The following is a 25,750-nucleotide window of genomic DNA, read 5'->3' as shown; positions in this document are numbered from 1 at the left end:
GAGCCTCCTTCGAGAGTGCTGTTTTCCGCCGAAACTGAGCAGTCCGCTGAGCTGTCGCCCGTTTCAGGCAATGTCGGAGAGGCAGTGCGAGCTGCTGTCGCTCATTCTCGGAACGCGAACCCACGCCGAACAGCCGTCCAGCTCTTTGTGGTAAGTGAGGGGGAGTGCGATGAATCTACGCGAGCGATTTCGCAGAATGACGCCAGGTGTGGTGACACTGCTGGTGGCCGCGTCCCTGTTCTCTGCGGTCCGGACTTCCGTCGCCGTGGCCGGGGGTGACCAGGCAGCCACCAGGTACAAGTTCGAGGAAATGCCCATCGCGCTGCCGCCCGGCTACAACTCGCAACATATGAACTCGGTTCGCAAGGTAAATCCGGCCTATCAGAAGATACGGTCCTGGATCTCGTCGGTCGGCGCCGGGATAGCCGTCAACGACCTGATCGGCCATGGGAAGGCCGACGGGATGTGCATCGTCGACACCCGTACCGACCAGGTCGTCGTGACGTACACGCCGACCGCCGTGAAGGAGGACCGGTTCACTCCGTTCGTCCTCGACGCGGCCCCGCTCCCGATGGACGACGCCATGGCACCCACCGGCTGTGCCCCGGGCGACTTCAACGGTGACGGCAGGATGGACCTGTTGGTCTCGTACTGGGGCCGTACCCCCATCGCCTTCATGGCCAAGGAGAGTGCGACCACCCTGTCGCCGGACGCGTACGTGCCACGCGAGGTGGTGGCGACGCAGAGCTCCGACGGCGCGTACCACGGCCCCCGCTGGAACACCGACGCGCTCTACGTCGGCGACCTGGACGGTAGCGGACACCCGTCGATCGTGGTGGGGAACTACTTCCGGGACTCGGACGTGCTCGACCCGCGGGGTCTCGACAACGTGGGAATGAACGACTCGCTGTCCAACTCGAAGAACGCCGGCGGCGACCACGTCCTGCGCTGGACGGGCGCGAGCACCGGCGACGAACCCACCGTCTCCTTCGTGGAGGAGAAGGAAGCCATCCCCTACGATGCGTCCATCGGCTGGACGCTCGCGATCTCCGGGGCCGACCTCACCGGCGACGACCTGCCCGAGATGTACGTCGCCAACGACTTCGGCCACGACCACCTGCTCTACAACCGGTCGACCCCCGGGCACATCAAGTACACCGAGGCCACCGGGAAGCGCACGCCGACCACGCCCAAGTCCTTCGTGCTCGGCAAGGGCTCTTTCAAGGGCATGGGAATCGACTTCGCCGACGTCGACCACAACGGCCGCTTCGACATGATGGTCAGCAACATCACCGTCGACTGGGGCCTGGAGGAGAGCAACTTCCTCTGGATGAACAAAGCCAGGAACGAGGCCGACATGGCCCGCAAGCTGGCCGCCGGCGAGGCGCCGTTCACACAGGAGGCACAGCAGCACGGTGTCGCCTGGACCGGCTGGGGCTGGGACACCAAGATGGCCGACTTCCTCAACAACGGCGAGCTGTCGATCCTGCAGGCCACCGGTTTCGTGAAGGGCGAGATCGACCGCTGGCCCTGGCTGCAGGAGATGGCCATGACCAACGACGACCTGTTGTCCAACCCGGCCATGTGGCCCAACGTCCAGCCCGGTGACGACATCGCCGGCGACGACATACTCGGCTTCTACGCGCGGACCGAGAGCGGAAAGTACGCCAACGTGTCCAAGCAGCTGGGGCTGGACGTGAAAATCCCCAGCCGGGCGCTCGCCACCGGGGACACCACCGGGACCGGCACTCTCGACTTCGCCGTCGCGCGACAGTGGGGCCCGCCGGCCTTCTACGCCAACCAGGCCGCCGACAAGGGCCAGTACCTCGGCCTGCGCCTGTACCGGCCCGCTGCCGGCTCCGGCCAGGACGCGGGCAAGGGCATCGCGAACACCGGCGCGCCCGCCTACGGCGCCACCGTCAAGGTCACGACGCCCGCCGGCACCCAGGTCTCCCAGCTCGACGGCGGCGGCGGTCACAGCGGTTTCCGCAGCTTCGACGTGCACTTCGGACTCGGCTCGTACCACGGGCCGGCAACCGTGGAACTGTCGTGGCGGGACGCGGACGGCGGAAGGCACCGCACGACCCAGAAGCTCACCCCCGGCACTCACACGTTCATGCTGACCGACACCGCGCAGGAGGTTGCCAACCGATGACCGCCGTTGCCTCTTCACCAGCCGGTGCCCCGCCGGCGGCCAAGCGCGACCCGCGCTACCTCGCGCTGCGCAACTTCGCCATCTCGATGAGCGTGTTCAACATTATCGGGTACAGCGTGCTCGGCTTCGAGCAGCCATGGCTGTGGCCCATCATCGCGGCCGTCACCGGCTACACGACCGAGATCCTCCTCGAGCTGCTGAGCGCCTGGGCCCAGCGCCGCTCGCCGCGCTTCCTGGGCAGCGGATTCCGCGGCGTCTACGAGTTCCTCCTGCCATCCCACATCACGGCACTGGCCGTGAACATGCTGCTGTACGCGAACAACCAGATCCTGCCGGTGCTCTTCGGGGTGTTCGTGGGTGTCGCGGGCAAGCACGCGCTGCAGGCCCCCATCGCGGGCCGTATGCGGCACTACATGAACCCGTCCAACTTCGGGATCACCCTCTCGCTGGTCTGCTTCGGATCATGGGTGAGCATCGCGCCGCCCTACGAGTTCACCGAGAACGCCAACACGTTCTTCCGGGTGGCGATCCCGCTGATCATCGCCACCGCCGGAACGATCATCAACACGGCGCTCACGAAGCGGACCGCACTGATCGTCGGCTGGCTCGGCGGCTTCGTGATCCAGGCCCTGATCCGGCACTGGTTCTGGGACGTGGCCCTGGCCTCCGCGCTCGGACCGATGAGCGGTGTGGCCTTCGTCCTGTTCACCAACTACATGATCACTGACCCGGGCACCACCCCCACCAAGGGGCGCAACCAGTTCGTCTTCGGGGCGTCCGTCGCCACCGTCTACGGCATCATGATGCTCTTCAACGTCGTCTACACCCTCTTCTTCGCCACCACCGCGGTCTGCGCACTGCGCGGCATCGGCTGGTGGGTCGCCCACCTCGTCCAGCGCCGGAACGCCTCGGGGACCTCCGGGAGCGACCATGCCGGGGGTCCGAGCACGGCGCTCGGCGACAAGACCACGAGCGAGGCGGTGGCCGCATGACGTCCTCCTCCCGTACCCACCCCGCCGGGATCGCCGTCGTCGGCATCGCCTGCCGTTACCCCGACGCGGACACCCATGAGCAGCTGTGGCAGAACGTCCTGGCCGGCCGACGGGCCTTCCGCCGGCTGCCGGACGAGCGGATGCGCGCCGAGGACTACTACTCGCCCGACTCCGCGGCTCCGGACCGCTTCTACTCCAGCAAGGCCGCCGTCCTGGACGGCTTCGAGTTCGACCGGGTCAAGTACCGGGTCGCGGGCAGTACCTTCCGCGCCACCGACATGACGCACTGGCTCGCGCTCGACACCGCCGCACAGGCCCTCGAGGACGCCGGCTTCCCCTTCGGGGAGGGCCTCGGCGACCTCAACACCGGGGTCATCATCGGCAACACCCTCACCGGCGAGTTCAGCCGGGCCAACCTGATGCGGCTGCGCTGGCCCTATGTGCGCCGCACCGTCGCAGCGGCGCTGCGCGAGCAGGGCTGGGACGACGCCACCCTGGCCGTGTTCCTGGAAAAACTCGAGGAGCGCTACAAGAGTCCCTTCCCTCCGATTGGCGAGGACACCCTGGCCGGCGGTCTCGCCAACACCATCGCCGGACGGATCTGCAACCACTTCGACCTCAAGGGCGGTGGGTTCACCGTCGACGGGGCCTGCTCCTCGTCGCTGCTCTCCGTCGCCACCGCATGCGACGCCCTGGCCGACGGACGGCTCGACGTCGCCGTCGTCGGCGGTGTGGACCTCAGCATCGACCCCTTCGAAGTGATTGGGTTCGCCAAGACGGGTGCTCTCGCCACCGGTGAGATGCGCGTCTACGACCGTGGTTCCAACGGTTTCTGGCCCGGCGAGGGCTGCGGCATGCTCGTGCTCATGCGCGACCAGGACGCTGTCGCGCAGGGCAGGTTCCGGTATGCGAGCGTCGCCGGCTGGGGTTACTCCTCCGACGGCCGCGGCGGGATCACCCGGCCCGAGGCCGGCGGACACCGCCTCGCCCTGCAGCGCGCCTATGCCGCCGCCGGGTTCGGCATCGAAACGGTGGGCTACTTCGAAGGTCACGGCACTGGTACCGCCGTGGGCGATGCCACCGAGCTGCGCGCCTTCTCGGAATCGCGCCGGGCCGCCGACCCGGACGCGGCGCCCGCCGCCATCAGCACGGTGAAGGGCAACTTCGGGCACACCAAGGCGGCGGCAGGGGTCGCCGGGCTCATCAAGGCCGTCCTCGCCGTACGCCACCAGGTCATTCCGCCCGCGACCAGTCATGTGGACCCGCATCCCGAACTCACCGGCGACCGGCCGGCCCTGCGAGTCCCCAGCGAGGCGGAGCTGTGGCCCAAGGATGCCCCCATCCGCGCGGGTGTCTCCTCCATGGGGTTCGGCGGTATCAATGCGCACATCGTGGTCGAACACGCCGACGGAGTGCGCAAGGAGGCCGTCGGCCGGGTCACCCGACAGCTTGTTCGGTCCCGGCAGGACGTGGAGCTGCTGCTGCTCGACGCCGAGACGATGGCCGAGCTGCGCGGCAAGGCCACCCGCCTGGCCGCTTTCGTCCCGAGACTGTCCTTCGCGGAACTCGGCGACCTTGCCGCCACGCTGCAAAGCGACCTCGACGGCCGGCCGATCCGGGCCGCCGTCGTCGCGGCCACCCCGGAACAGGCGGAGCAGCGCTTCACCAAGCTGCTCACGCTGCTGGACGGCGGGGCACGGTCGGCGCTCGACATCGCGGGAGGGGTGTTCCTGGGCAGCGCGACGCCACATGCCCGCATCGGGTTCCTCTTCCCCGGCCAGGGCGCCGGCCGACGGGGCGACGGCGGTGCGATACGCCGACGCTTCACCTCGGTAGACGAGCTGTACCGCGCGCACCCGCTGCCCACCGACGGCGACCAGGTCGACACCGCAGTGGCGCAGCCGCGCATCGTCACCTCCTCCCTCGCCGCCCTGCGGGTGCTTTCCACTCTGGGTATCGAGGCGGTGGTTGCGGCCGGACACAGCCTCGGTGAAGTCACCGCCCTGCACTGGGCCGGAGCGATGGACGAAGCCTCGGTGCTGCGGATCGCCGCGGAGCGCGGCCGGCTCATGGCGGAGGCGAGCGAGGGCGGTGGAGGCATGGCGGGCATCGCGGCTCCTCCCGCCGACGTCGAACCGCTGCTGGCCGGGGAACCGGTCGTGGTCGCCGGCTACAACGGTCCCCGGCAGACCGTGATCTCCGGACCGGCGGACGCCGTCCAGCGAGTCTGCGCCGCCGCCTCCGCCCAGGGCCTGGGCACGGCGGCGATCAATGTCTCGCACGCGTTCCACTCCGAGGCCGTCGCCCCCGCGGCCGAAGGCTTCGGGGCCTACCTGCGGACACAGGAGTTCGCCCCGCTGGCCCGTCGCATGATCTCCACGGTGACGGCGGGCGAGGTCACGGCCGACACCGATGTGCCGGAGCTGCTGACCCGACAGGTGCTGGAGCCGGTGCGTTTCGCCGAGGCGGTCCAGACCCTGTCCACGGAGGTGGACCTGCTGCTTGAGGTCGGCCCGGGGAAAATCCTGCAGGGCCTGGTCGCGGACATCGCCCCCGGCGTGCCCGTCGTCTCGCTCGACGCGGACAGCACTTCTCTGTCCGGACTGCTGACCGCGACCGCGGCCGCGTACACCCTCGGCGCGCGCCTGCGGCACGCCGCGCTGTTCCAGGACCGCTTCACCCGGCCGTTGCCCCTGGACAAGGAGTTCCGCTTCTTCGCCAGCCCGTGTGAGTCGACTCCCGAAGTCGATCTGTCCTTCGCCGACGTGCGCTTGGACGCACCGCCTGTCTCCGTTCCGGCAGACGAGCTGCCGGCCGCCGCAGTGGCCGGGGACCGCGACAGCCTCTCGGTGGTCCTGCGCTTGGCCGCGGAGCGTGCCGAACTGCCCCTGGAGGCAGTCGACCCGCACAGCAACCCACTCGATGAGCTGCATCTGAGCTCCATCACCGTGGCTCAGATCATGAACCGCGCCGCCCAGGAACTCGGCATCACCGCACCGATGGTGACCACGGCGTTCGCCACCTCCACGCTGGCCGAGCTCGCGGAACTGCTGGACGGGTTGGACGAGACGGCCAATGGCGATGCGGCACAGCCCCAGGTGCCCCTGGGCGTGGCCCCGTGGGTACGGGCCTTCGCCGTCGATCTGGTGCCGGCGGAGCCGGGCCCCGCGACCGTACCCGAGTCCGCCGGCGACGGGGACTGGGAGCTGTTCGCACCCGAACGGCACCCGCTCGCGCCCGCGCTCCACGAGGCACTGCGCATCGGGGGGCTCGGCGACGGCGTGCTGCTGTGCCTGCCCAGGGACTGCGACGAGAACCACACGGCGCTCATGATCGCCGCTGCCCGTGCCGCGCTGTCCCGCACCGGCGCCTCCCGGTTCGTCGCGGTCGGTGACCGGCGGGGTGCGGCGGGCCTGGCAAAGACTCTGCACCTGGAGGCACCGCGTATCGCGACCACGGTGGTCACCTTGCCACTGCCGGACCGGATGCCGGCGGAACGCGCACGGGAACTGAGCGCCCGCATCGTCACCGACGTCTCGGCGACCAGTGGGTTCAGCGAGGTCCACTACGGGGCGGACGACCGCCGCACCGTGCCCGTGCTGCGTGCGCTGCCGCTCGCTTCCCCGGCCGGTGTGAGTGGCGCGACCTCCGGGGCGGAGCACGCGCTCGACACCGAGGACGTCCTGCTGGTGACCGGCGGCGGCAAGGGCATCACCGCCGAATGTGCCCTCGCCCTCGCCGCGGGTACCGGAGCCGGTGTCGGTCTGCTCGGCCGATCGGACCCGGCCACCGATCCCGAACTGCGGGCCAACCTCCGCCGGATGACCGCGGCGGGTGTCAACTTCCGCTACGTGAGCGCCGATGTCACGTCCGCCGACGAGGTCAAGGCGGCGGTCGACGAGATCCGCGATGCGCTCGGGCCGGTCACCGCCGTGCTTCACGGCGCGGGGCGCAACGAACCGCACGCACTCGCCAACCTGGACGAGGCGTCGTTCCGCCGCACCCTCGCCACGAAGATCACCGGCCTGGAGAACGTGCTCACCGCGGTTGATCCGGCGGCCCTGCGGCTCCTCGTCACCTTCGGCAGCATCATCGGCCGGGCCGGCCTGCGCGGCGAGGGGGACTACGCCACCGCCAACGACTGGCTCACCGACCTGACCCAGCAGGTTCAGAACGACCACCCCAACTGCCGGTGCATCGCTCTGGAGTGGTCCGTGTGGTCCGGGTCCGGGATGGGCGAGCGGCTCGGCGTGCTGGAGTCGCTGGTCCGGGAGGGGATCGAGCCGATCCCCACCGAGGAGGGCGTGGCCCTGCTCAAGCAGTTGCTCGCCGAGCCGCAGACGCCGTCCGCCCTGGTCGTGATGGGACGTGCCGGCGGCCTGCCGACGCTGACACTCGAGACAGCCGACCTCCCGCTGCTGCGCTTCGTCGACCGCCCGCAAGCCCACTATCCGGGCATCGAACTGGTCGTCGACTCCGACCTGAGCGCCTCGGGTGACCCCTACCTGGCCGACCATGAGCTCGACGGCGACCTGTTGTTCCCGGCGGTCCTCGGCATGGAGGCCATGGCCCAGGCGGCTACGGCGCTCACGGGGTTCGAGGGCACACCAACGCTGGTGGACGTGGAGTTCCTGCGCCCGATCGTCATACCTCCGGACGGGCAGACCACCATCAGGGTCGCGGTGCTGGCCGAGAATGTCGGTGCAGTACGGGCCGTCATCCGCAGCAGCGAGACCGGCTTCCAGGCCGACCACTTCCGCGCCACGCTCCGCTACGACTGCCCGGAGCCGGAGGACACCGGGCCCGCACCCGTCCCCGACGACGCACCGCGGATCCCGCTGGATCCCGCACGCGACCTCTACGGACCGGTCCTCTTCCAAGGGCTGCGCTTCCAACGCCTCGTCGGCTACCGGGAACTGGCCGCCAGGGAGTGTGTCGCGGAGATCTCCGACGCGGCCACGCTCCCCTGGTTCGCGCGGCATTTGCCTGCCGAACTCGTACTGGCCGACCCGGGAACCCGGGACGCTCTGATGCACTCGATCCAGTGCTGCGTGCCGGACGCCACGCTGCTCCCGGTGAGCATCGAGCGCCTCCACCTGACCGACCCCACCGCCGCGCGCGACGAGAAGCAGGTGACGCTGCACGCGCGAGAGCGCTCCCGCACCGGCGACACCTACGTCTACAACCTCGACGTCCGCGACCAGTCGGGCATGCTGGTCGAACGCTGGGAGGGGCTGGTTCTGCAGGCGGTACGCAAGCAGGACGGAACCGGGCCCTGGCAGCCCGCTCTGCTCGGCCCTTACCTGGAGCGTCGCGCCGAGCGGCTTCTGCCCGAGGCCGTACGCTGCGTCGTGCGGCCCGACGACGAGGCACCCGCGGAAGGATTGGCTGCACGCCGTAAGTCCACGGCACAGGCAGCCAGTTGGGCCCTGGGCCGTCAGACGGTGGTGGCCTACCGTCCGGACGGCAGGCCCGAGGTCGCGGGCGGGCCGCAGGTCTCCGCCTCGCACGGCGCAGGGGTGACCTTCGTGGTGGCCGGCGAGACACCGGTGGCCTGCGACGTACAGCCGGCCGAGCCCCGCTCCCTCGAGGAATGGGAGGGGCTGCTGGGGCCGGAGGGAACCGCCCTCGCCCGGCTGATCGCGACCGAGCACGACGAAGAGTTGTCCGTCGCGGCCACCAGGGTGTGGAGCGCGATCGAGTGTCTGCGCAAGAACGGCCGCGCACTCACGGCACTCACGGTCGACAGCACGCCCGGGGCGGAGAAGCACTGGGTGGTGCTGCGCTCGGGCGCGGCCCGGATCGCGACCTTCCCAACCGTCCTGGAAGGGGCCGGCGATCCCGTTGTCTTCGCGCTCATGGCGCAGACCATGGAGAGGAACGACTGACGATGCAGCCGTACTACGAGTACCGCCACCTGGTCGGTTTCGAGGACACCAACCTGGTCGGCAACGTCTACTACGTCAACTACCTTCGTTGGCAGGGGCGGTGCCGTGAGATGTTCCTGCGGGACCACGCGCCCGACGTGCTCGCGGACATCCAGGACGACCTGAAACTCTTCACCCTCAAGGTCGACTGCGAGTTCTTTGCGGAGATCACGGCGTTCGACGAGCTGTCGATCCGCATGCGCCTCGACGACCTGACTCAGACCCAGGTGGCCTTCAGTTTCGACTACGTCCGCGTGCGGCAGGACGGAACCGAGGACCTTGTGGCTCGGGGACAGCAACGGATCGCGTGCATGCGCGGCCCGAACAACGACACCCGTCCGGCCCGGGTGCCGGAGGCGCTACGCACTGCGCTGGCGCCCTACTCGGCGCGGCAAGGTGTACAACTCGTCGACACGACGAGCGGGGCCAGGACATGACCACCGCAGACCGGCTGAAGCCACGTCATCGCCCCCTGTGTGTGGCCGACCTGCCGCGGCCGGATCACGTCCTCAGCGAACTGCGCGGCGTGCTGGGACGCTTCGCCACTGGGGTCACCGTCCTCACCGCGGGCCGGGACACCCCCCGAGGCATGACCGCGAACTCCTTCACCTCCGTCTCGCTCGAACCACCGCTGATCCTGGTGTGCGTGGGGCGCACGGCAGCGGTCCACGACGTGATCCTGACGGAGGAGGCCTTCGCGGTCTCGGTCCTCTCAGGCCATCAGCAGGACGTGGCCAAGTACTTCGCGGACCGCAGCAGGCCACGAGGTCCACGTGAGTTCGAGACGGTCGACACCACGCCCGGACAGCACACCGGAACTCCCGTCCTGGCCGACGCGCAGGCATGGCTGGAATGCAGTCTTGCGGCGGTCTACGACGGCGGCGACCACTCGATCTTCCTGGGCTCGGTGCTCGACATCGGGCGCAAGGAGACCGACGACCCGCTGTTGTACTTCGGCGGCGGCTTCCACCGGCTCTCCGTCTGACGCTCATGGCAGGGACTGTTTCCTGCCGGCGGGGACACGGTCGGGAGAGGCTGCCGAGTGTGGCGCCGGCCTTCACCGCCCGGTTCGGGGCGGTGAAGGCCGGTGTTGCGTTCGAGCGGCCTGATGGTCAGCGAGCGCTCCGGCGACTGCGGCGCTGTACGTCGGGTTTCGGAGTGGACCGCCGAGCAGATCCAACGACGACCTTCTGTCTCAGGTCACCAGGCAGGGTCCGCCAGATCGCCGGGCACCGTCGGGTAACGGGAATCGACCCGCCGCCTGCCGCTGCAGGGCAGCGACGTCGTATCCGCCTACGGCCGGGGCCAGGATGCCGACAGCGCCCACAGCCGTTGCGGGTCTTCCGGGCCGGTGGCGACGGCGCACTCCGGAAGTGGCTGGCCCGCCCGGACGGTTGCGATGATGCCTGACAGAGGTGTTCGAGGCGAAATCGGCCCGGACCGGACCGTCGAGACCGACAGCCAAGGGAGAGTTGCCAGATGGCCACCCCGCTCGGTTCGTTGCGCAGGCTTCTGCTCGCCCCTTCGCTGCACTCGGTCAGCTTCGCCGGCCGGGAATTTCCGGTCACACCGACGCCGGCCACGGCGCGGCTTGAGGCGATTCCCCAGTCGGTGGCCGTCGGCTTCGAATGGGGCATCGAGACCCGCGGGACTGCGGAGGTCGAACGGCGGCTGGCGATGGTCGAACCTGAGTTGCGAGGGTTCGCGTACGAGGGGGCCGTCATGGCGTTCACCGTGCGCGACGCGGTGCGCGGGCATCGGACCAGGGAGCTGATTCTCGGATCCGGCCGCCCGCACTTCTTCCTGGCCTACATCGGCATCGGCTTCGCCATGGCACGGTTGCCTCGTCCGCTGTGGCGCAAGGTATTGCCCGATCTCGGCGAAATCCCTTTCCACCCCACGATGAGCTGGCTGGCCGTCGACGGGTACGGCTTCGACCGCGCGTACTTCGACACGGCACGGTGGGTCGACGGGCAGCACCGGCCCGCCCCGTACCCGTGGGACGGGCATCCCGGGTACTTCCTGCGGGCCGTGGACCAGGGGATCGGACGCGCGCTGTGGTTCATCCACGGCGGCCGCGCCCCCGCGGTGGCCGCGGCCGTGGGGCGCTTCACCGAGGACCGGCGGGCCGACCTTTGGAGCGGCGTCGGTCTCGCTGCGACGTTCGCGGGCGGCGCGACGGCCACGGAGCTCGCCGGGCTGCGGGACACGGCCGCCCGGGCCGGCTACGCCGCAGACCTCGCGATCGGCGCGGTATTCGCGATCAAGGCCAGGCACTACGCGGAGTTGGTGCCCGAGCACACGGTCACGGCCGCGTTCGAGCTGACCGGACTGGTCATCGACGAGGCCGTGGATCTGGCCGACCGCACCGAGGTCGAGCACACCGGCACCGGCCCCGTGCCGCAGTACGAGCTGTGGCGCCGGAACATCCGCGCGCACTTCATGAGCGCGGTCGTCGCCCCTTCCCACGAGGAGTAGAGATGGCGAATCAGTTCGGCCGGCTCCGCAGCCGCCTGCTGACCCCGAGCATGAACGAGACGAAGCTGTCCACCCGCGGCTTCCACGAGAAGAGTCCCGAGGCACGAGAACGGCTCGAAACGGTCGGTGCGTCCTTCCTGACCGGCTACGCCTACGCTGCCGCGGCCTCCTCGACCGCGGATGCCGAGGTCCAACTCGAGACCGTGCCGCCACAGTTCCGGGGGTTCGCGTACGAGGGTGCCGCCATGGGGATGGCGGTGCGCGACGGGCTGCCGATCGGCGGCAACCGGCACGTGGAGCACTTCTTGCGTGGCGAGGCCGCGAAACACGCGTACATGGTCTATGTGGGAGTGGGCTGGGCCATGGCCAGGATACCGCGGTTCCGCTGGTCCCGGATGTACACCGCCGACCCGTTGCTGCGCTGGCTCGTGCTCGATGGCTACGGCTTCCACCAGGCGTACTTTCGCACCGACAAGTACGTGCGCGGACAGTATCAGGAGCCCCACTTCCCCTGGCCCGGCGTCCAGTGGTCCTGGTACGCCGACCGGGTCATCGACCAGGGGATCGGCCGTGCCATGTGGTTCGTCGGCGGGACGGACGTCGAGCGGATCACTTCAATGATCGATTCGTTCTCCGAGGAACGGCACGCGGACCTGTACGCGGGGGCCGGACTGGCCGCCACGTACGCCGGGGGCGCCGGCAAGGCAGAACTGCAGCTCCTCCAGGAGCGGGCCGGGAAGCACCGGCAATGGGTCGCCCAGGGTTCTGCGTTCGCCGCCACCGCGCGCCTCGAGGCGGGGCTGGGCAACGAGCACACCGTGCTGGCCACCGACGTGCTGTGCGGCACCACTCCCGAGCAGGCCATGCTCGTCTGCCAGGAGTCGCTGCCCGATCCCTGCGTGGACGACGGCACGCCGGCCTACGAGGTCTGGCGCTGCCGGATCGCCGAGCGGCTAGCCCCCGGTGCGGAGGACTGAGCAGTGACCGTCACCCAGGCCCGAGCGACCGGGACACGGCGGCGGGTCCCGCCCGGACCCTCCCGATTCGCCACCTTCAAGCTGCTCAACATGCTGCTGCGCGACCGGCTCGCACTGATGCGCACGGCCGCGGACGGCTACGGCGATGCCGTGCGGGTCGCGATCGGCCCCAAGACGCTCTACTTCTTCAACCATCCCGACTACGCCAAGTACGTGCTCACCGACAACCCGGGGAACTACCACAAGGGCATCGGCCTGCACCAGGCCCGCCGGGCGCTCGGCGACGGACTGCTGACCAGCGAGGGCGAGCTCTGGCGGGAACAGCGCAGGGTGATCCAGCCCGCCTTTCAGGCCAAGCGGATCGCGGCGCAGGCCTCGGTCGTGGCCGAGGAGGCGGCGCGGATGGTCGGCCGACTTCGCTCCAGAACCGGGGCCGGGCCGGTGGACATCACCGCGGAGATGACCGAGCTGACCCTGGGAGTGCTCGGGCGCACCCTGCTCGACGAGGACCTCAGCGGTCACACCTCGATCGGCCACGACTTCGAGGCCGTTCAGGACCAGGCGATGTTCGAGGTCGTCACCCTCGGGGCGGTCCCGCAGTTCCTGCCGCTGCCCCAGCAGCTCCGTTTCCGCGCCGCCCGAGCTCGGCTGCAGAAGGTGACCGAACAGCTGGCGGCGCACCGCGCGTTGCGCTCCGGCGGAGACACGGACGACGTGCTCTCCCGGCTGCTCGAATCCGTGCACGCCGAACGGGACCCGCGGGTGGCGCGGCGCAGATTGCGCGACGAGCTGGTCACATTGCTGCTGGCCGGACACGAGACTACGGCCAGCACCCTCAGCTGGGCCTTCCATCTCATAGATCAGAATCCCGAGGTGGTCGAGCGGCTGCGCGATGAGGCCCGGAGCGTGCTCGGCGACCGGCTGCCGGAGTTCGGAGACCTGCAACGGCTGACGTACACGACGATGGTGGTCGAGGAGACCATGCGGCTCTACCCGCCGGTTTGGATGCTCTCCCGAATCGCTCAGGGTCCTGATGTCATCGCTGGATACGACATCCCGGCCGGAGCCGACGTGGTGGTGTGTCCCTACACGTTGCACCGTCATCCCGCGTTCTGGGAGCAGCCCGACCGCTTTGAGCCGGACCGCTTCGACCGGCAGCGGCGCGCGCAGCGTCCCCGCTACGCATACATTCCTTTCGGGGCCGGACCGCGCTTCTGCGTGGGAAACCACCTCGGAATGATGGAGGCGGTCTTCGTGATCGCGATGGTCATGCGCGAACTGCGTCTGGTGCTGCCGAAGGGCGCGTCCGTGGTGCCCGAGCCGATGCTCTCGCTCCGGGTGCGCGGCGGCCTGCGGATGTCCGTGCAGCGCGGCTGATGCCTCAGCAGGCCATGCCTGCCCGCTGCGGCACGGTGGTCGCGGATGGAGTACGCCGCGTCGCAGAGGTCTTACTGGACGGGGCTTCGGCGGCTCGGTACCGCGGAGTACGCCGCCGCCCCGGCCAGGAAGATCAGCCCGGCCGGGGCGATGGCCGGGCCAGCCCGTCCAAGGGCCGTGTCCCCGAACCGGATGGGCGCTGGCAGCCGTCCGACCGCAGCCGTGCCGAACGCACCGGCGAGGTTGCGCAGCGCGCCCACACCCGGGAGGCCCGAGCCGGCACCTTGCCGGCGCGACCAGTGCGAGGACGCGGCCGGTGGGCAGGGCGGCGACGAACGAGGAGGGCCAGCCGGGCACCTACTGGTCCGGCGAGCGTCCGCTGCGGCCATGGACGTGACAGAACAAGCGGTCCGCGCCGGTCGGGGAGTCCGGCCGGAGCCGGTGGGTACGTCCACCGCCAGGACCAGGCGTCCGTCGGCGGCCCCGGGATGCGGCAGCCCGGCCAGCCACCTGCCGCAGCCGCGGCACGTCGACGTTGCCGCACCGGCGTGGTCACCGGCCCGTCCGTACGCAGTAACGCGTCGGTCAGCTCGAACTCCCCGTGCACGGGCAGGCAGTCGAAGAAGTCATCCCGGAAGTGTGACGCCACCGCGAAGGGTTAGCGCCGACATCGTGATGCAGCAGACTCATACCCCGACGGCCTTCGTGCTGGTCAAGTGCCTCTTTGGTCCGAGCACAGGTCCATACGGAGGCCGCGTTCACGTCTTAGGAATCCTCGTACGAGCGATCACGTTCGGGGCATCGTTCGAGGTCAGACCATAAAGAACAAGCACAGCGGTTCCGGGCGCGGAGGGCGCTCAGTTGGTGACGGCGCTGCGTGCCGCTTGGATGACTCCGACGGAGGCTCGCACCGCGGCGTCGAGTGTGGCCAGCCTGGCGCGAGTGTCGCCGATGCGTAAGCTGCACGCCTCGATCAGGCCACGGATCAGGCGCACCCATGCAAGATCCCGGGCCGCAGCCAGCCTGGCTGCGTGCGGTTCGCTCACCTGTGCGACGGAAATCCCTCGCACAAGTAGAACTTGATCGTGGCCCCTGGCACGCCCGCACGCCGACAGCCCACTGATTCACACGCGGGGCACCCTCTCCTCCTGCGGCTCTGATGTCGCGTCAAGTCCGGCTGGGATTCAGGCGGCTTCGGAACCCCGGTCGGCACTTGCCTGCGGGCCACGGAACACGGCAAGGGCCTGCTGCCGCTCCATCTCCTCCTCGGTCAGCAGGATGTGCGGCATAGCGCGTCGCAGGATCGGCGGTGCCATCAGCGAAGTGGTGATCGCCACCAGGATCACGATGGTGTACGTGGTCGTATCGAGGACGCCGACGCGGAGCCCGACGGTGGCCACGACGATCTGTATGACTCCGCGGGCGTTCATCCCGCCGGCGAGGGCCAGCGCCTCCCACCTGGTCAATTTGCTGGACAGCGCACCCAAGTACGCGCCGGCGAACTTGCCTGCCACCGCGATCAACAGCGCAATCACCGCGGTGAGCAGCGGGACCGTATGGGTGAGAATGGTCAAGTCCACGCGGAGCCCGGCAGTGGCGAAGAACAGGGGAGCGAACACCGAAACCACCACCGCGCGCAACGGCGCCAGTCGGCGGAGGTCCGCGGTCTTCGCCGAGCCGATCAACAGGCCGCCGAGGAAGGCGCCGAAGGCCGCCTCGAAGCCCATGGCCTGGGTCGCCGCTGCGCTCAGTACGATGATCAGGACGGCGGTTGTGATCGTCGGCCCGTTCTCGGGCGACCTCAGGCACCGTGCGAAGGCACCGCGGACGAGTGGGCGGGCGACGGTCGCGGTCACAAGAAGGGCAATCGCGAGAAGGATCACCGAGGAAGCCACCGTCCCACCACGCACGCCGGCCGTCGCCATCGCGGAGACGATCGAGAGAAGCAGCCATCCGACCACGTCGTCGACCACGCCCGCAGCGATCGTCAACTGCCCGATATTCCTGTGCAGCAGATTCATGTCCGAAAGTGTCTTCGCGATGACCGGCAGGGCACTCACGCACATCGCCACACCGACGAAGAGTGCGAAGGTCTCCCGATTCATTGAGCCGGTCAGCAGCGAGCGCGGGGCCAGCAGCCCTGCGATGACTCCCGCGGCCAGTGGGATCACCAGTCCGGCGACACCGATCCGCAGCGCGACGGTGCCCTTGCGCCGCACGAGCCCGCAATCGACTTCGATGCCGGTGACGCCGACGAACAGCACCACGCCGATCTGCCCAATCGCGTCCAGGAGGTGGAACTGCTCGGTAGTGCGGGGAAACAGCCACGCGGACACCCCCGTCGCGAGATGGCCGAGCACCGTCGGTCCGAAGATCACCCCGGCACACAGCTCACCCACGACGGCCGGCATCCCGAAGCGGCTGGCCAGCCGGCCGAGCAGTAGCGCGACCGAGAGCAGCAGGCCGACCTGCAGGAGGAAGACGAGCAGCGCATGTGCGGCGATCGACGGGGGTGGGGCCACGATGGTCTCCCTGTGCGGCGGAGGTCGGATCAGTGGGCTGACACTGCTGCCGGGAACGTGGCCGCCCCTGGCGTGCCGCATCGCGTGTCCCCACCCCCCAGCTTGCAGTCCTGTGTGCGGCCTCGCTTCTCACTGCGTGCCCAAGTTGATCGGGGACGGTGGCGCCGCCGAGCATGCCGACGAGAGACACGCCCTGGATGGGAATCGCCACGACCACGGCCCTGGGCCCGGTCGGCGGCGAACTGCTGGGCGACTCGGCACTGCTGCGCCGAGACCTCGTCGCCGGACCGACCGACGTCCACTGGCCGCACCATGGGCGAGACCGTGATCGTCCCGCGCGAGCCCCGGGGCCTCGAGGGTGCGGGCTGGCTGGTGAGCCCGGTCACCGACATCCGGACCGGGTGTGGTGAGCTGACGGCCTGGCACCGCCGAATTCACGGTGCCCGGCCGCCATGGTGCCGGTGCCCCACGGTTTCCACACAGGATGGGTGGACCGTGGCTAACCACGGCGGCGTGGGCCGGGGCCGTCAGGTGTATCGGAGACATATCCCTGGGTGACGATCCACTTTGCCGCCTCCTCGAAGTAGCCCGGCCTGTCCGGTAGTTCGGTGTCGAGGCAGGTGACGTAGCGGTTGTACATGCAGAATGCGGCGGCGATCAGGACGGTGTCGTGGATCTGCGCGTCGTCGGCGCCGGTCGCCCGCGCGGCGGCGACCGTGTCGGCCGAGAGGGACCGCACCGGCCCGCACACCTCGGCTGCTATCAGCAGAAGTGCCCGCAGCCGCGGTGCGATCGGCGCGGTGTCCGGATTTGCGAGCACGGCGTCGACGACCGTGTGCCCGGCGTCGAGCTGGGCGGCGGCGAAGGCCCCGTGTGAACCGGAGCAGAAGGGCGTGGAGTTGAGGTGGGACGCGTAGGCGGCGATCAGCTCCCGCTCCCCGCGCGGGAGCGACATGGGGGAGCGCAGGAGCGTCTCTGCTAACTGGCTGAGCGGGGCCGCCGTGTCCGGCCGCTGAGTCATCAACCCGCGGATCCCGGGCTCGTCGTTGTCGATGGCGATGTGCGGCATAGCAGATGTCCTTTCGCGAGCGAAACAGCGTGGCCGTGATACGGATCCGCTCCATGCTCCGCCTCCGAAGGAGGAGTTGACCACCCCCTCCGGGGGGCGCAGTGATGTCTCCTGAGCGAGACCGGTTCGGCTGGGCACCCCTCGGGCCGCTGCTGGCAAAGAGCGTGGTGTCGCGGTACACGTGAACGTGGCTCTGGTCCGAAAATGAAGATGACCCCAGGTCAGTGGGGTGATCGGTGGGATGTGTTCATGCGGCCTCGAGGGGGTCGAAGCGGACGGTGAATCCGAGGGCGTTGGCCTGGCGGGTGATGCGGCGCATGGCGCGTTCGGGGTCACGCTTGGTGAAATAGTCGGCACCGAGATCGTGGTAGGGGACGTCGTCGTGCAGGACGTGCCAGATCGCGATGGTGAGTTTGTGCATGACCGCGACCATGGCGCGTTTGCCTCCCCTGCGTGCGGAGATGCGCCGGAAGTAAGCGGCGAGGTAGGTGTCCTTGTTCCTGATCGCGGCCATGGCAGCGACGCCGAGCAGCCGTTTGAGGTTGCTGTTGCCCGGTCGGGTCGTGCCGGACTTGCTCACTCCGGCGGACTCGTTCTGCCCGGGGCCAGACACCGATCCACGACGCGAGGTGTCCGGCGGTCGGAAACCGGTTCATGTCACCACCGGTCTCGGCCAGGATGATCTCCGCTGCCATCCGGCCGATTCCCGGGATCGAGTCGAGCAGGTCGAGTTCGTGCTCGCGCTCGGCCGGAAGGTCGGCGATCCGGGTGTCGAACACGCTGACGGCGCTCTTGAAGCGGTCGATCTTGTTGAGGTAGTGGCGGACCATGAACGCGTGGTGGGCGGTGAAGTCGCCGTCCAGGGCCTCGATGAGGGCTGGGATCTTCGCGCGGGCCTTGCCGACGGCGAGGCCGGCCAGCTGCCCGGGGTGTTCCCCGGCGATGAGAGCCTCCAGGATCGCCCGGCCGCTCACGCCCGTGACATCGTCAGCACCGAGGTGAGCTTCATGCCGGTGTCCTCCAGCTCCTTCTCCAGCCGCTGAACCTCCCAGCCCGCGGCTCGCACGAGCTCGGTACGCCTGCGGGTCAGATCCCGCAGTTCCCGGACCGCACGCTCGGGGACGAACGAGGCCATCACCATCCCGGACGCGCCGGCCCGGGCGAGGATGGCCGCGTCGCTGGGGTCGCTCTTGCGTCCCCGAATCCCCTTGAGATGAGCGGGGTTGACCAGCATCAGGCTCAGATGGGGCTGCAGAACGTAATAGACACCGCGCCAGTAGTCGGCGGTGGCCTCCATGACCACCACCTCAACCTCACGCTCGGACAGCCAGGTCAACAACCGACGGACCTCCGACCGCGTGGTCCCGAACCGCTCCGTCTCCAAACTCCAGGTCCCCGACCGCTTCGTGCTGGACGTGCGCACGCAGGCCAGCAGGAACCGCTTGCCCAGGTCCACTCCCGCGGTCCGCAGATGGAGGACCTCGCCACTGCGGTCCCGCTCCTCGACCGTGCGTGGGGACAGTCACTTGCGCTGCCCGCCGTTTGACCCTGTGGCAGGCGGCGGATGGCTGCAACTCGAGCCCTGGTTCCCTGTGCGGTGCCGGGCCCGGGGGGGAACCCTCGCTACGCGTGGAGGCCGGCTTCGCCTACGACGCGGACGCCCGTCTCCTCCCCCGGACCGACCGGCAGGGGCCCAGCGACCCGGATGGCGATCGGGGCGTCGTGGCCTTCGACGGTCACGCTGACCATGGCGTCGTGGCCGTAGTAGCAGATGTCGGTCACCGTTCCGTTGACCGCGCCCTTGGCGTCCGCATCGGTGAGGCGGAGCTGTTCCGGGCGGAGCAGGACGGTGCCGGCGCGGAGGTCGGCAGGTGGGGCGACGAGGGGTACGGGTCCCAGGGCGGTCCTCGCTGTGCCGTCGGCCTCGACGGTGGCGGGGAGCAGGACGGCGTCGCCGACGAAGTCGGCGATCCAGGGGTCGGCGGGGCGGCGGTAGAGGTTTTGCGGGGTGTCGCACTGGGCGACGCGGCCGTCCCGTACGACGGCGACGAGGTCGGCGGTGGACAGGGCCTCCTGCTGGTCGTGGGTGACGAGGACCGCCGTGGCGCCGGTCGCCCGCAACGCGGCCCGTACGTCTGACCGCACTTCTGTCCGCAGCGCGCTGTCCAGGGCGTTGAACGGCTCGTCCAGGAGCACGAGTTCGGGGCGAGGGGCGAGCGCGCGGGCCAGGGCGACACGTTGCTGCTGGCCGCCGGAGAGTTCGTGCGGCATGCGGTCGCCGTAGCCGGCGAGGCCGACCAGTTCCAGCATCTCCTCGGTGCGTCGTCGTCGTTCGGCCCGGTCGGTGCCGGTCAGCCCGAAGGCGACGTTGCGGGCGACGTTCAGGTGCGGGAAGAGGGCGCCCTCCTGGGGCACCATGCCGATGCGGCGGTGCTCCGGCGGCACGTGGACGCCGGGGCCCACGAGGATGCGGTCGCCGAGGCGGACGGTGCCCGCCTCGGCGTGCAGGAATCCGGCGGCGATCCGCAGGAGGGTGGTCTTGCCGCAGCCGGAGGGGCCAAGGACGGCAGCCAACGCGCCTGCGGGCACGGTGAGTTCGAGCCCGCGCAGGACCGGTTCTCCGGCTCCGTAGGACTTGGTGAGCCCTTCGACGTGCAGTTCGTTCATGTCCGGTGCCTGCCTAGGAGGTACGAGGGGATGGCGGCCAGCAGGATCAGCGTGGCGGCGTAGGGGGCGGCGGCCGCGAACGATCCGGCGCCGGTCTCCGTCCAGAGCCGGGTGGCGAGGGTGTCCATGCCGGTGGGGCGCAGCAGCAGGGTCGCGGGCAGTTCCTTCATGCAGACCACGAAGGTCAGTGCGGCGCCCGCGGCCACGCCGGGCGCGGCCAGCGGCACGGTGACCTCGCGCAGCACCTGCCACGGCCGTCGCCCCAGCGAGCGGGCGACGTCCTCCAGGACGGGCGGCGCCTGGAGCACGGCCGCGCGGGTGGCGGCCACCGCAACGGGCAGGAACAGCACCGCGTACGCGCAGACCAGCAGCGGGAGTTGCTGGTAGAGCGGGTAGGCGTAGCGCACGGCGAAGAACACCAGCGCGAGGGCGACCGTGATGCCGGGCAGGGCGTGTCCGGCGTAGGCCGCCTGCTCCAGCAGCCGGGCGCCGCGCCCCCGGTTCCGGGCGGCGATCACCCCGACCGGCAGGGCGAGGAGTGTGGTGAGGCCCGCGCCCGCCGCCGCGACCCCGAACGTGGCCCACGCGGTCTGGGCGAGCCCGCCCAGGTCCCAGGTGGCCGAGTTGCCGACGGCCAGCCAGTACCCGAGGGTGCCCAGCGGGAAGCCGACCGCGACTGCTGTGACCGTCCCGCACCACAGCAGGGCGAGTGGCCGCCACCGGCCGAGGGCGACCCGAACGAACGGGCGGGCGGTGCCCGTTCCGGTCCTGGCGTGCCCGGCGCGGCCGCGCGTACGGGCCTCGGCGGCGACCAGCGCGATGGTCATCACCACCAGGACCACGCTGAGCGCGGCGGCCGGAGTGCGGTCGAAGGAGGCGCGGTAGGAGGTGTGGATGGCCCGGGTGAAGGTGTCGTACCGCATCAGCGAGACCGCGCCGAAGTCGGAGAGCACGTACAGCGCGACGAGGAGTGCGCCGCCCGCCGCGGCGGGTCGCAGCTGCGGCAGGGTGACGCGCAGGAACGTGGCGAGCGGGCCGTGGCCGAGGGAGCGCGCGGCCTCCTCCTGCGCCGGGTCGATGCTCCGCAGCGCGGCGGCGACCGGCAGATGCACATACGGGAAGCTGACCAGGGTCAGCGCCAGCGCGGCACCGCCGAAACCGGCGAGGTCGGGTTCGGCCGACAGCCAGGCAAAGGCGGCGACATAGCTGGGCACGGCCAGCGGCAGCGTGGCCAGCACGGACCACAAGCGTGCCCCGGGCAGCGCGGCACGCACGGTGAGCCAGGCCAGCGAGATGCCCAGCACCAGGCAGGACGCCACGACCACGACGGTCAGGCCGAGGCTGCGCCCGAGGAGGTCCAGGGTGCGTTCGTCGGAAACGACGTCCCAGGCGAAGGCAGGGCCACGTTCGAGGGCCCGCACTGCGAGATAGCCGAGGGGCAGCAGAGCGAACAGGGCGGCCACGCAGGCAGGGACGAGCAGGACGAGGGGCGGTCTGCGACCGGCCGTGACGAATCGTCGCGCCAGGCGAGCCGCTCGTTTCCGACTCCCCTCCGGCGCGTTTGTGGGCTCGCCCCCGACCCGGGCGAGGAGGGCTCCGGTCGGGGGCGCGGAGGACGGCGATGTGGGCACGGCAGGTCAGACCAGTCCGACGTCCTGGAGCATGGCCAGCGTCTCCTGCAGGGACTCCAGCTTGCCGAGGTCGATGTCGGGGGACTCCAGGGACTCGAACGGCGGCAGGCCCTCGACCTTGCTCGTGACTCCCGCGGCCAGCGGGTACTCCTTCGTCTCGTCCGCGAAGTAGGCCTGCGCCTCCTTCGACAGCAGGTAGTCCACCGCCTTCTGCGCCGCCGCGCTCTGCCCGCTGTCCTTGAGGATGCCGGCACCGGCGACGTTGATCAGCGCACCGGGGTCCTTGCCGGGCAGGAACTTGAGCTTGGCGTTGACCTTGTCCTCGCCCTTCTCGGCGACCCGCTCGTACCAGTAGTAGTGGTTGACCAGGCCCAAGGAGACCTCGCCGGACTCGACGGAGTCCAGGGTCGCGAGGTTGTGGGCGTACGTCTTGGCGCCGTTCGCCTTCAGGTCCTCAAGCCACTTGCGGGTGACGTCGTCGCCCTTGAGGACCCGCATACCGGTGACGAACGCCTGGAAGGAGGCGTTGGTCGGCGCGAAGCCCACCTGGCCCTTCCACTGCGGCTTCACCACGTCGAACACGCTGTCCGGGACCTCGCCCTCGCCGACCTTGTCCGGGTTGTAGGCGATCACGCGGACGCGTCCCGAGAGGCCGACCCAGTCGCCGTCGGAGCCACGGTAGGCGTTGCCGACTTCGTCCAGGGTGGCCTGCGGGAGCTTCTGCAGCATGCCTTCCTTGGACAGGGCGCCCAGTGCGCCTGCGTCCTGGGAGAAGAACAGCCCCGCCTTCGTGCGGTCGCCCTCCTCCAGGATCTGGGCGGCCAGTTCCGCGCTGTCGCCGTAGCGAACCTCGACCTTGGTGCCGACAGCCTTCTCCAGCTTGTCCAGAAGTGGCTTGACCAGCTTCTCGTTGCGGCCGGAGTAGATGACGAGGGAGGAGCCCCCGCTCTGATCCTCGCTGTCCTTGTCGCCGGTCCCGCACGCGGTGAGTGCGGGGAACAGCAGCCCGGCCGTGGCCAGCGCGGTGATCCGACGAGCCGTGGGGCGTCGCATGGTGTGTGCCTTCCTGCGGGGCTCGCCTGCACGCCGCCGGTCCTGTGGTCCGGTGGAGAGCGATGGGCGAAGCGGTCCTGTGATTTTGCTGTGGCTTGTTTACGACCATGCTATGAATAAGGTAAACCTTGCCTAACAGTCAAGGGTTGTTAAAGCGGACGTTGCCGCGGAAAGGGCGCGCCCTCGTGATCCACTCCTCTCTGCCCCTCCCGGTCCCGCTTCCCGTTCCCCGTCCGAGGGACTCCTCCGCCCTCCAACCCGCCACGCCCACCCCGCCGCTCCGGTGGCCGAAGGCAGTTCCGTTCGCACGTGAACTGGCGGCGCACGGTGACCGCGTGGCGCTCATCACTTCGGACGGAGAACTGTCGTACGGCCAACTGGCCGACCGGGTGGCCGTCACCGCCGAGCGCCTGGGGCCGGTACGTCGACTGGTACTACTGGCCGGCGCCAACCGCACCGACGCCCTCGTCACACACCTGGCCGCCCTGTCCGCCGGCCACCCCGTCCTGCTCGTCCCGGGCGACAGCGACAGCACTGTCCACTCGCTGACCGAGGCGTACGCCCCCGACGTCGTCGCCCGCCCGCACACCGACGGAACCTGGACGCTCGACGAACGGCACCCCACGAGCGCCCACACCCTTCACCCGGACCTGGCCCTGCTGCTGAGCACCTCCGGTTCGACCGGCTCACCGAAACTGGTGCGGCTCTCCCACGACAACCTCCAGGCCAACGCCGAGTCCATCGCCACCTACCTCGGCATCGACGACACCGACCGGGCCGCCACCACGCTGCCCATGCACTACTGCTACGGCCTGTCCGTCATCCACAGCCACCTGCTGCGCGGCGCCGGGCTCGTCCTCACCGAACGGTCGGTGTCCGACACCGCCTTCTGGGAGGAGTTCCGCACCGGCCGCGGCACCTCGCTGGCCGGCGTGCCGTACACGTTCGACCTGCTCGACCGGATCGGGTTCGCACGGATGGACCTGCCGCACCTGCGCCGCGTCACCCAGGCCGGGGGCCGACTCGCACCCGAACGCGTCGCCCGCTACGCCCGGTTGGGCCTCACTTCCGGCTGGGAGCTGTTCGTGATGTACGGGCAGACCGAGGCCACGGCCCGCATGGCCTACCTCCCGCCGCACCTCGCCGCCCAACGCCCGCAGGCCATCGGCGTGCCGATACCCGGCGGCTCCTTCCGGCTGGAGCCCGTCGACGGTCACGGTCCGGATGCCGGCGAACTGGTCTACTCGGGACCGAACGTGATGCTCGGCTACGCCGAGAGCCCTGCCGACCTCGCCCTCGGCCGGACCGTCGAGGACCTGCACACCGGCGACCTCGCCCGCCGCGCGCCCGACGGGCTGTACGAGATCGTGGGCCGCAGCAGCCGCTTCGCGAAAATCCTCGGGCTGCGGATCGACCCGCAACGCGTCGAGACCCTGCTGGAGGAACATGGAGTCGCCGCGCACTGCGCAGCAGACGGGGAGGCGCTGGCCGTGGCCGCCCGCGCGGACGCCGACGCGGAGGCACGGATCCGACAACTGGTCGCGGAGGAGTGCGGGCTCCCACCCCGCGCCGTACGGGTCCGATCCCTCGCCGAACTGCCCCGGCTGGTCACGGGAAAGCCCGACTACGAGGCCGTACGACGGCTGACGCGCCCCTCCGCGGAGACGACGCCCGACCCGGCTGACGATCTGGCCTGCCTCTACGGGGAGATCCTCGACCGCGCCGACGTCACCGAGGACAGCAGCTTCGTCAGCCTGGGCGGCGACTCCCTGTCCTACGTCGAGATGTCCCTGCGCCTGGAGGAGTCGCTGGGTCACCTGCCCGCCGACTGGCACACGAGGACAATCCGTGAGCTGCGGTCCATGGCGGCGCCCGCGGCTGAGGGGCCGCAAGGACGGGACGGTACGCAGCCGCGGCCGGACCGGCCGGTCCGGCCGGTCTCCGGGCTCCGGAGAGCTCTGCGATCCTGGACTGCCCCGAAGTCCTGGCGGACCCGCCGCACCCTGGAGACCAGCATCGCCCTGCGCGCCGTCGGGATCGTCCTCGTCGTCGGCTCGCACATCGAGGTCTTCACCGTCAAGGGCGGCGCACACATCCTCCTCGGCATCGCCGGCTACAACTTCGCCCGCTTCCGGCTGACCGACGCGGGACGCCGCGAACGCGTACGGCGCCTGTGGCGCAGCATCACGCGCATCGCGGTACCGAGCATCGTGTGGATCACCGGCGCGGTGCTCCTGACCGACTTCGTCGACCCGGCCAACGCCCTGCTGCTCAACAGCCTGATCGACCAGGGGACCGAACGCTTCGAGTTCGCCTACTGGTTCCTGGAGGCGCTGGTCCACTACCTGATCGTCCTCGCCGTCCTCATGGCCGTACCGTTGCTGGACCGGCTGGAGCGACGGTATGTGTTCGGCGTGCCGCTGGCGCTCACGGCGATCGGACTGGCCGGTCGATACGACCTGCTGGGCCTGCAGCCCCTGCACCTCCAGCTGAGCCCCACCGGCGTGTTCTGGCTGTTCGCGCTGGGGTGGGCGGCCGCGCGGGCCGGCACCGTGCGCCAACGGGCGCTGCTGACAGCGGTGCTGCTGCTCACCCTGCCCGGCCTGTTCGCGGACCAGCCGCTGCGCACGACCCTCGTGATCGCCGGCCTCGGCCTGCTGATCTGGGTACCGACCCTGCCCAGCCTCGGCCCGCTCAACGCGCTGGCGGGTGTCCTGGCGAGCAGTTCCCTGTACATCTACCTGACGCACTACCAGGTGTACCCCTACCTGCAGGAGGACTTCCCGCTCACGGCCCTGTTCGCCTCGCTGTTGGTCGGCGTCGGCTACGCGGCGGTCGTGACCCGGGTTGCGCGGACGGTCAGGTGGCTTTGAACACTGCCCTCCGCCACGCACATCAGCGT

At 70.0% G+C, this 25,750-nt stretch carries 17 protein-coding genes and 1 pseudogene; 9 read left to right on the top strand and 9 right to left on the bottom strand.

The features are described from left to right. The first annotated feature begins 196 nt into the window (after positions 1 to 196). The 8 genes from ABZO29_RS02800 to ABZO29_RS02765 all read left to right on the top strand — a co-directional run bounded on the left by ABZO29_RS02800 (position 197) and on the right by ABZO29_RS02765 (position 13,906). Entirely contained in the window at positions 197 to 2,155 is a 1,959-nt protein-coding gene (locus ABZO29_RS02800; protein ID WP_367318513.1) for a CRTAC1 family protein, read from the top strand. Beyond that, positions 2,152 to 3,147 carry an enediyne biosynthesis protein gene (locus tag ABZO29_RS02795; RefSeq protein WP_367318512.1) on the top strand — a complete coding sequence of 332 codons (996 nt, stop codon included), beginning with the start codon at positions 2,152 to 2,154 and terminating at the stop codon, positions 3,145 to 3,147. The genes ABZO29_RS02800 and ABZO29_RS02795 overlap by 4 nt, the downstream gene beginning before the upstream one ends. Continuing rightward, positions 3,144 to 9,035: an SDR family NAD(P)-dependent oxidoreductase gene (locus ABZO29_RS02790; protein WP_367318511.1), complete on the top strand. Its 5,892-nt coding sequence runs from the start codon at positions 3,144 to 3,146 to the stop codon at positions 9,033 to 9,035. The genes ABZO29_RS02795 and ABZO29_RS02790 overlap by 4 nt, the downstream gene beginning before the upstream one ends. A 2-nt stretch (positions 9,036 to 9,037) precedes the next feature. Next, a complete protein-coding gene (locus ABZO29_RS02785) occupies positions 9,038 to 9,511 on the top strand; it encodes an acyl-CoA thioesterase (RefSeq protein WP_367318510.1) in 474 nt (157 codons plus the stop codon). Beyond that, entirely contained in the window at positions 9,508 to 10,059 is a 552-nt protein-coding gene (locus tag ABZO29_RS02780) for a flavin reductase family protein (RefSeq protein ID WP_367318509.1), read from the top strand. The genes ABZO29_RS02785 and ABZO29_RS02780 overlap by 4 nt, the downstream gene beginning before the upstream one ends. A 494-nt stretch (positions 10,060 to 10,553) precedes the next feature. Continuing rightward, on the top strand, positions 10,554 to 11,552 hold the full coding sequence (locus ABZO29_RS02775; protein WP_367318508.1) for a DUF1702 family protein: 999 nt from the start codon (positions 10,554 to 10,556) through the stop codon (positions 11,550 to 11,552). Positions 11,553 to 11,554: 2 nt separating this feature from the next. Beyond that, on the top strand, positions 11,555 to 12,529 hold the full coding sequence (locus ABZO29_RS02770) for a DUF1702 family protein (RefSeq protein WP_367318507.1): 975 nt from the start codon (positions 11,555 to 11,557) through the stop codon (positions 12,527 to 12,529). 3 nt (positions 12,530 to 12,532) lie between these two features. Beyond that, the gene (locus ABZO29_RS02765) at positions 12,533 to 13,906 is read left to right on the top strand and encodes a cytochrome P450 (RefSeq protein WP_367318506.1); all 1,374 of its coding nucleotides are present in this window, start codon (positions 12,533 to 12,535) and stop codon (positions 13,904 to 13,906) included. Between the two features lie 360 nt (positions 13,907 to 14,266). Here the strand turns inward: ABZO29_RS02765 and ABZO29_RS02760 are convergent. From ABZO29_RS02760 to ABZO29_RS02720, 9 genes and pseudogenes are all read right to left on the bottom strand, one after another. After that, a pseudogene (locus tag ABZO29_RS02760) lies at positions 14,267 to 14,555 on the bottom strand (transposase); the annotation flags it as partial. A 208-nt stretch (positions 14,556 to 14,763) separates the two neighbouring features. Continuing rightward, complete coding sequence (locus ABZO29_RS02755) at positions 14,764 to 14,952, bottom strand: hypothetical protein (protein ID WP_367318505.1); 189 nt, start codon at positions 14,950 to 14,952, stop codon at positions 14,764 to 14,766. A 138-nt stretch (positions 14,953 to 15,090) separates the two neighbouring features. Beyond that, entirely contained in the window at positions 15,091 to 16,428 is a 1,338-nt protein-coding gene (locus tag ABZO29_RS02750) for a cation:proton antiporter (protein WP_367318504.1), read from the bottom strand. A gap of 499 nt (positions 16,429 to 16,927) precedes the next feature. Continuing rightward, positions 16,928 to 17,497 carry a carboxymuconolactone decarboxylase family protein gene (locus tag ABZO29_RS02745; RefSeq protein ID WP_367318503.1) on the bottom strand — a complete coding sequence of 190 codons (570 nt, stop codon included), beginning with the start codon at positions 17,495 to 17,497 and terminating at the stop codon, positions 16,928 to 16,930. A gap of 247 nt (positions 17,498 to 17,744) precedes the next feature. Next, positions 17,745 to 18,077, bottom strand: coding sequence for a hypothetical protein (locus tag ABZO29_RS02740; RefSeq protein ID WP_367318502.1), 333 nt, complete (start codon positions 18,075 to 18,077; stop codon positions 17,745 to 17,747). A 390-nt stretch (positions 18,078 to 18,467) separates the two neighbouring features. Then, positions 18,468 to 18,953 (bottom strand): transposase, encoded by a 486-nt coding sequence (locus tag ABZO29_RS02735; protein WP_367318501.1) that lies wholly within the window; start codon positions 18,951 to 18,953, stop codon positions 18,468 to 18,470. Positions 18,954 to 19,120: 167 nt separating this feature from the next. Further along, complete coding sequence (locus tag ABZO29_RS02730) at positions 19,121 to 20,164, bottom strand: ABC transporter ATP-binding protein (protein WP_367318500.1); 1,044 nt, start codon at positions 20,162 to 20,164, stop codon at positions 19,121 to 19,123. Beyond that, positions 20,161 to 21,627, bottom strand: coding sequence for an ABC transporter permease (locus tag ABZO29_RS02725; protein WP_367318499.1), 1,467 nt, complete (start codon positions 21,625 to 21,627; stop codon positions 20,161 to 20,163). The genes ABZO29_RS02730 and ABZO29_RS02725 overlap by 4 nt, the downstream gene beginning before the upstream one ends. Before the next feature lie 174 nt (positions 21,628 to 21,801). Beyond that, positions 21,802 to 22,848, bottom strand: coding sequence for an iron ABC transporter substrate-binding protein (locus ABZO29_RS02720; protein WP_367318498.1), 1,047 nt, complete (start codon positions 22,846 to 22,848; stop codon positions 21,802 to 21,804). Between the two features lie 335 nt (positions 22,849 to 23,183). On the opposite strand from ABZO29_RS02720, the gene ABZO29_RS02715 reads away from it, so the two are divergent. Next, positions 23,184 to 25,721: an AMP-binding protein gene (locus ABZO29_RS02715; RefSeq protein WP_367318497.1), complete on the top strand. Its 2,538-nt coding sequence runs from the start codon at positions 23,184 to 23,186 to the stop codon at positions 25,719 to 25,721. Positions 25,722 to 25,750 lie beyond the last annotated feature (29 nt).

Source organism: Streptomyces sp. HUAS ZL42, assembly GCF_040782645.1.
In the GTDB taxonomy this organism is placed as follows: domain Bacteria; phylum Actinomycetota; class Actinomycetes; order Streptomycetales; family Streptomycetaceae; genus Streptomyces.
The sequence above is the reverse complement of the archived record's forward strand: the minus strand, read 5'-3'. Positions and strand labels throughout refer to the sequence as shown.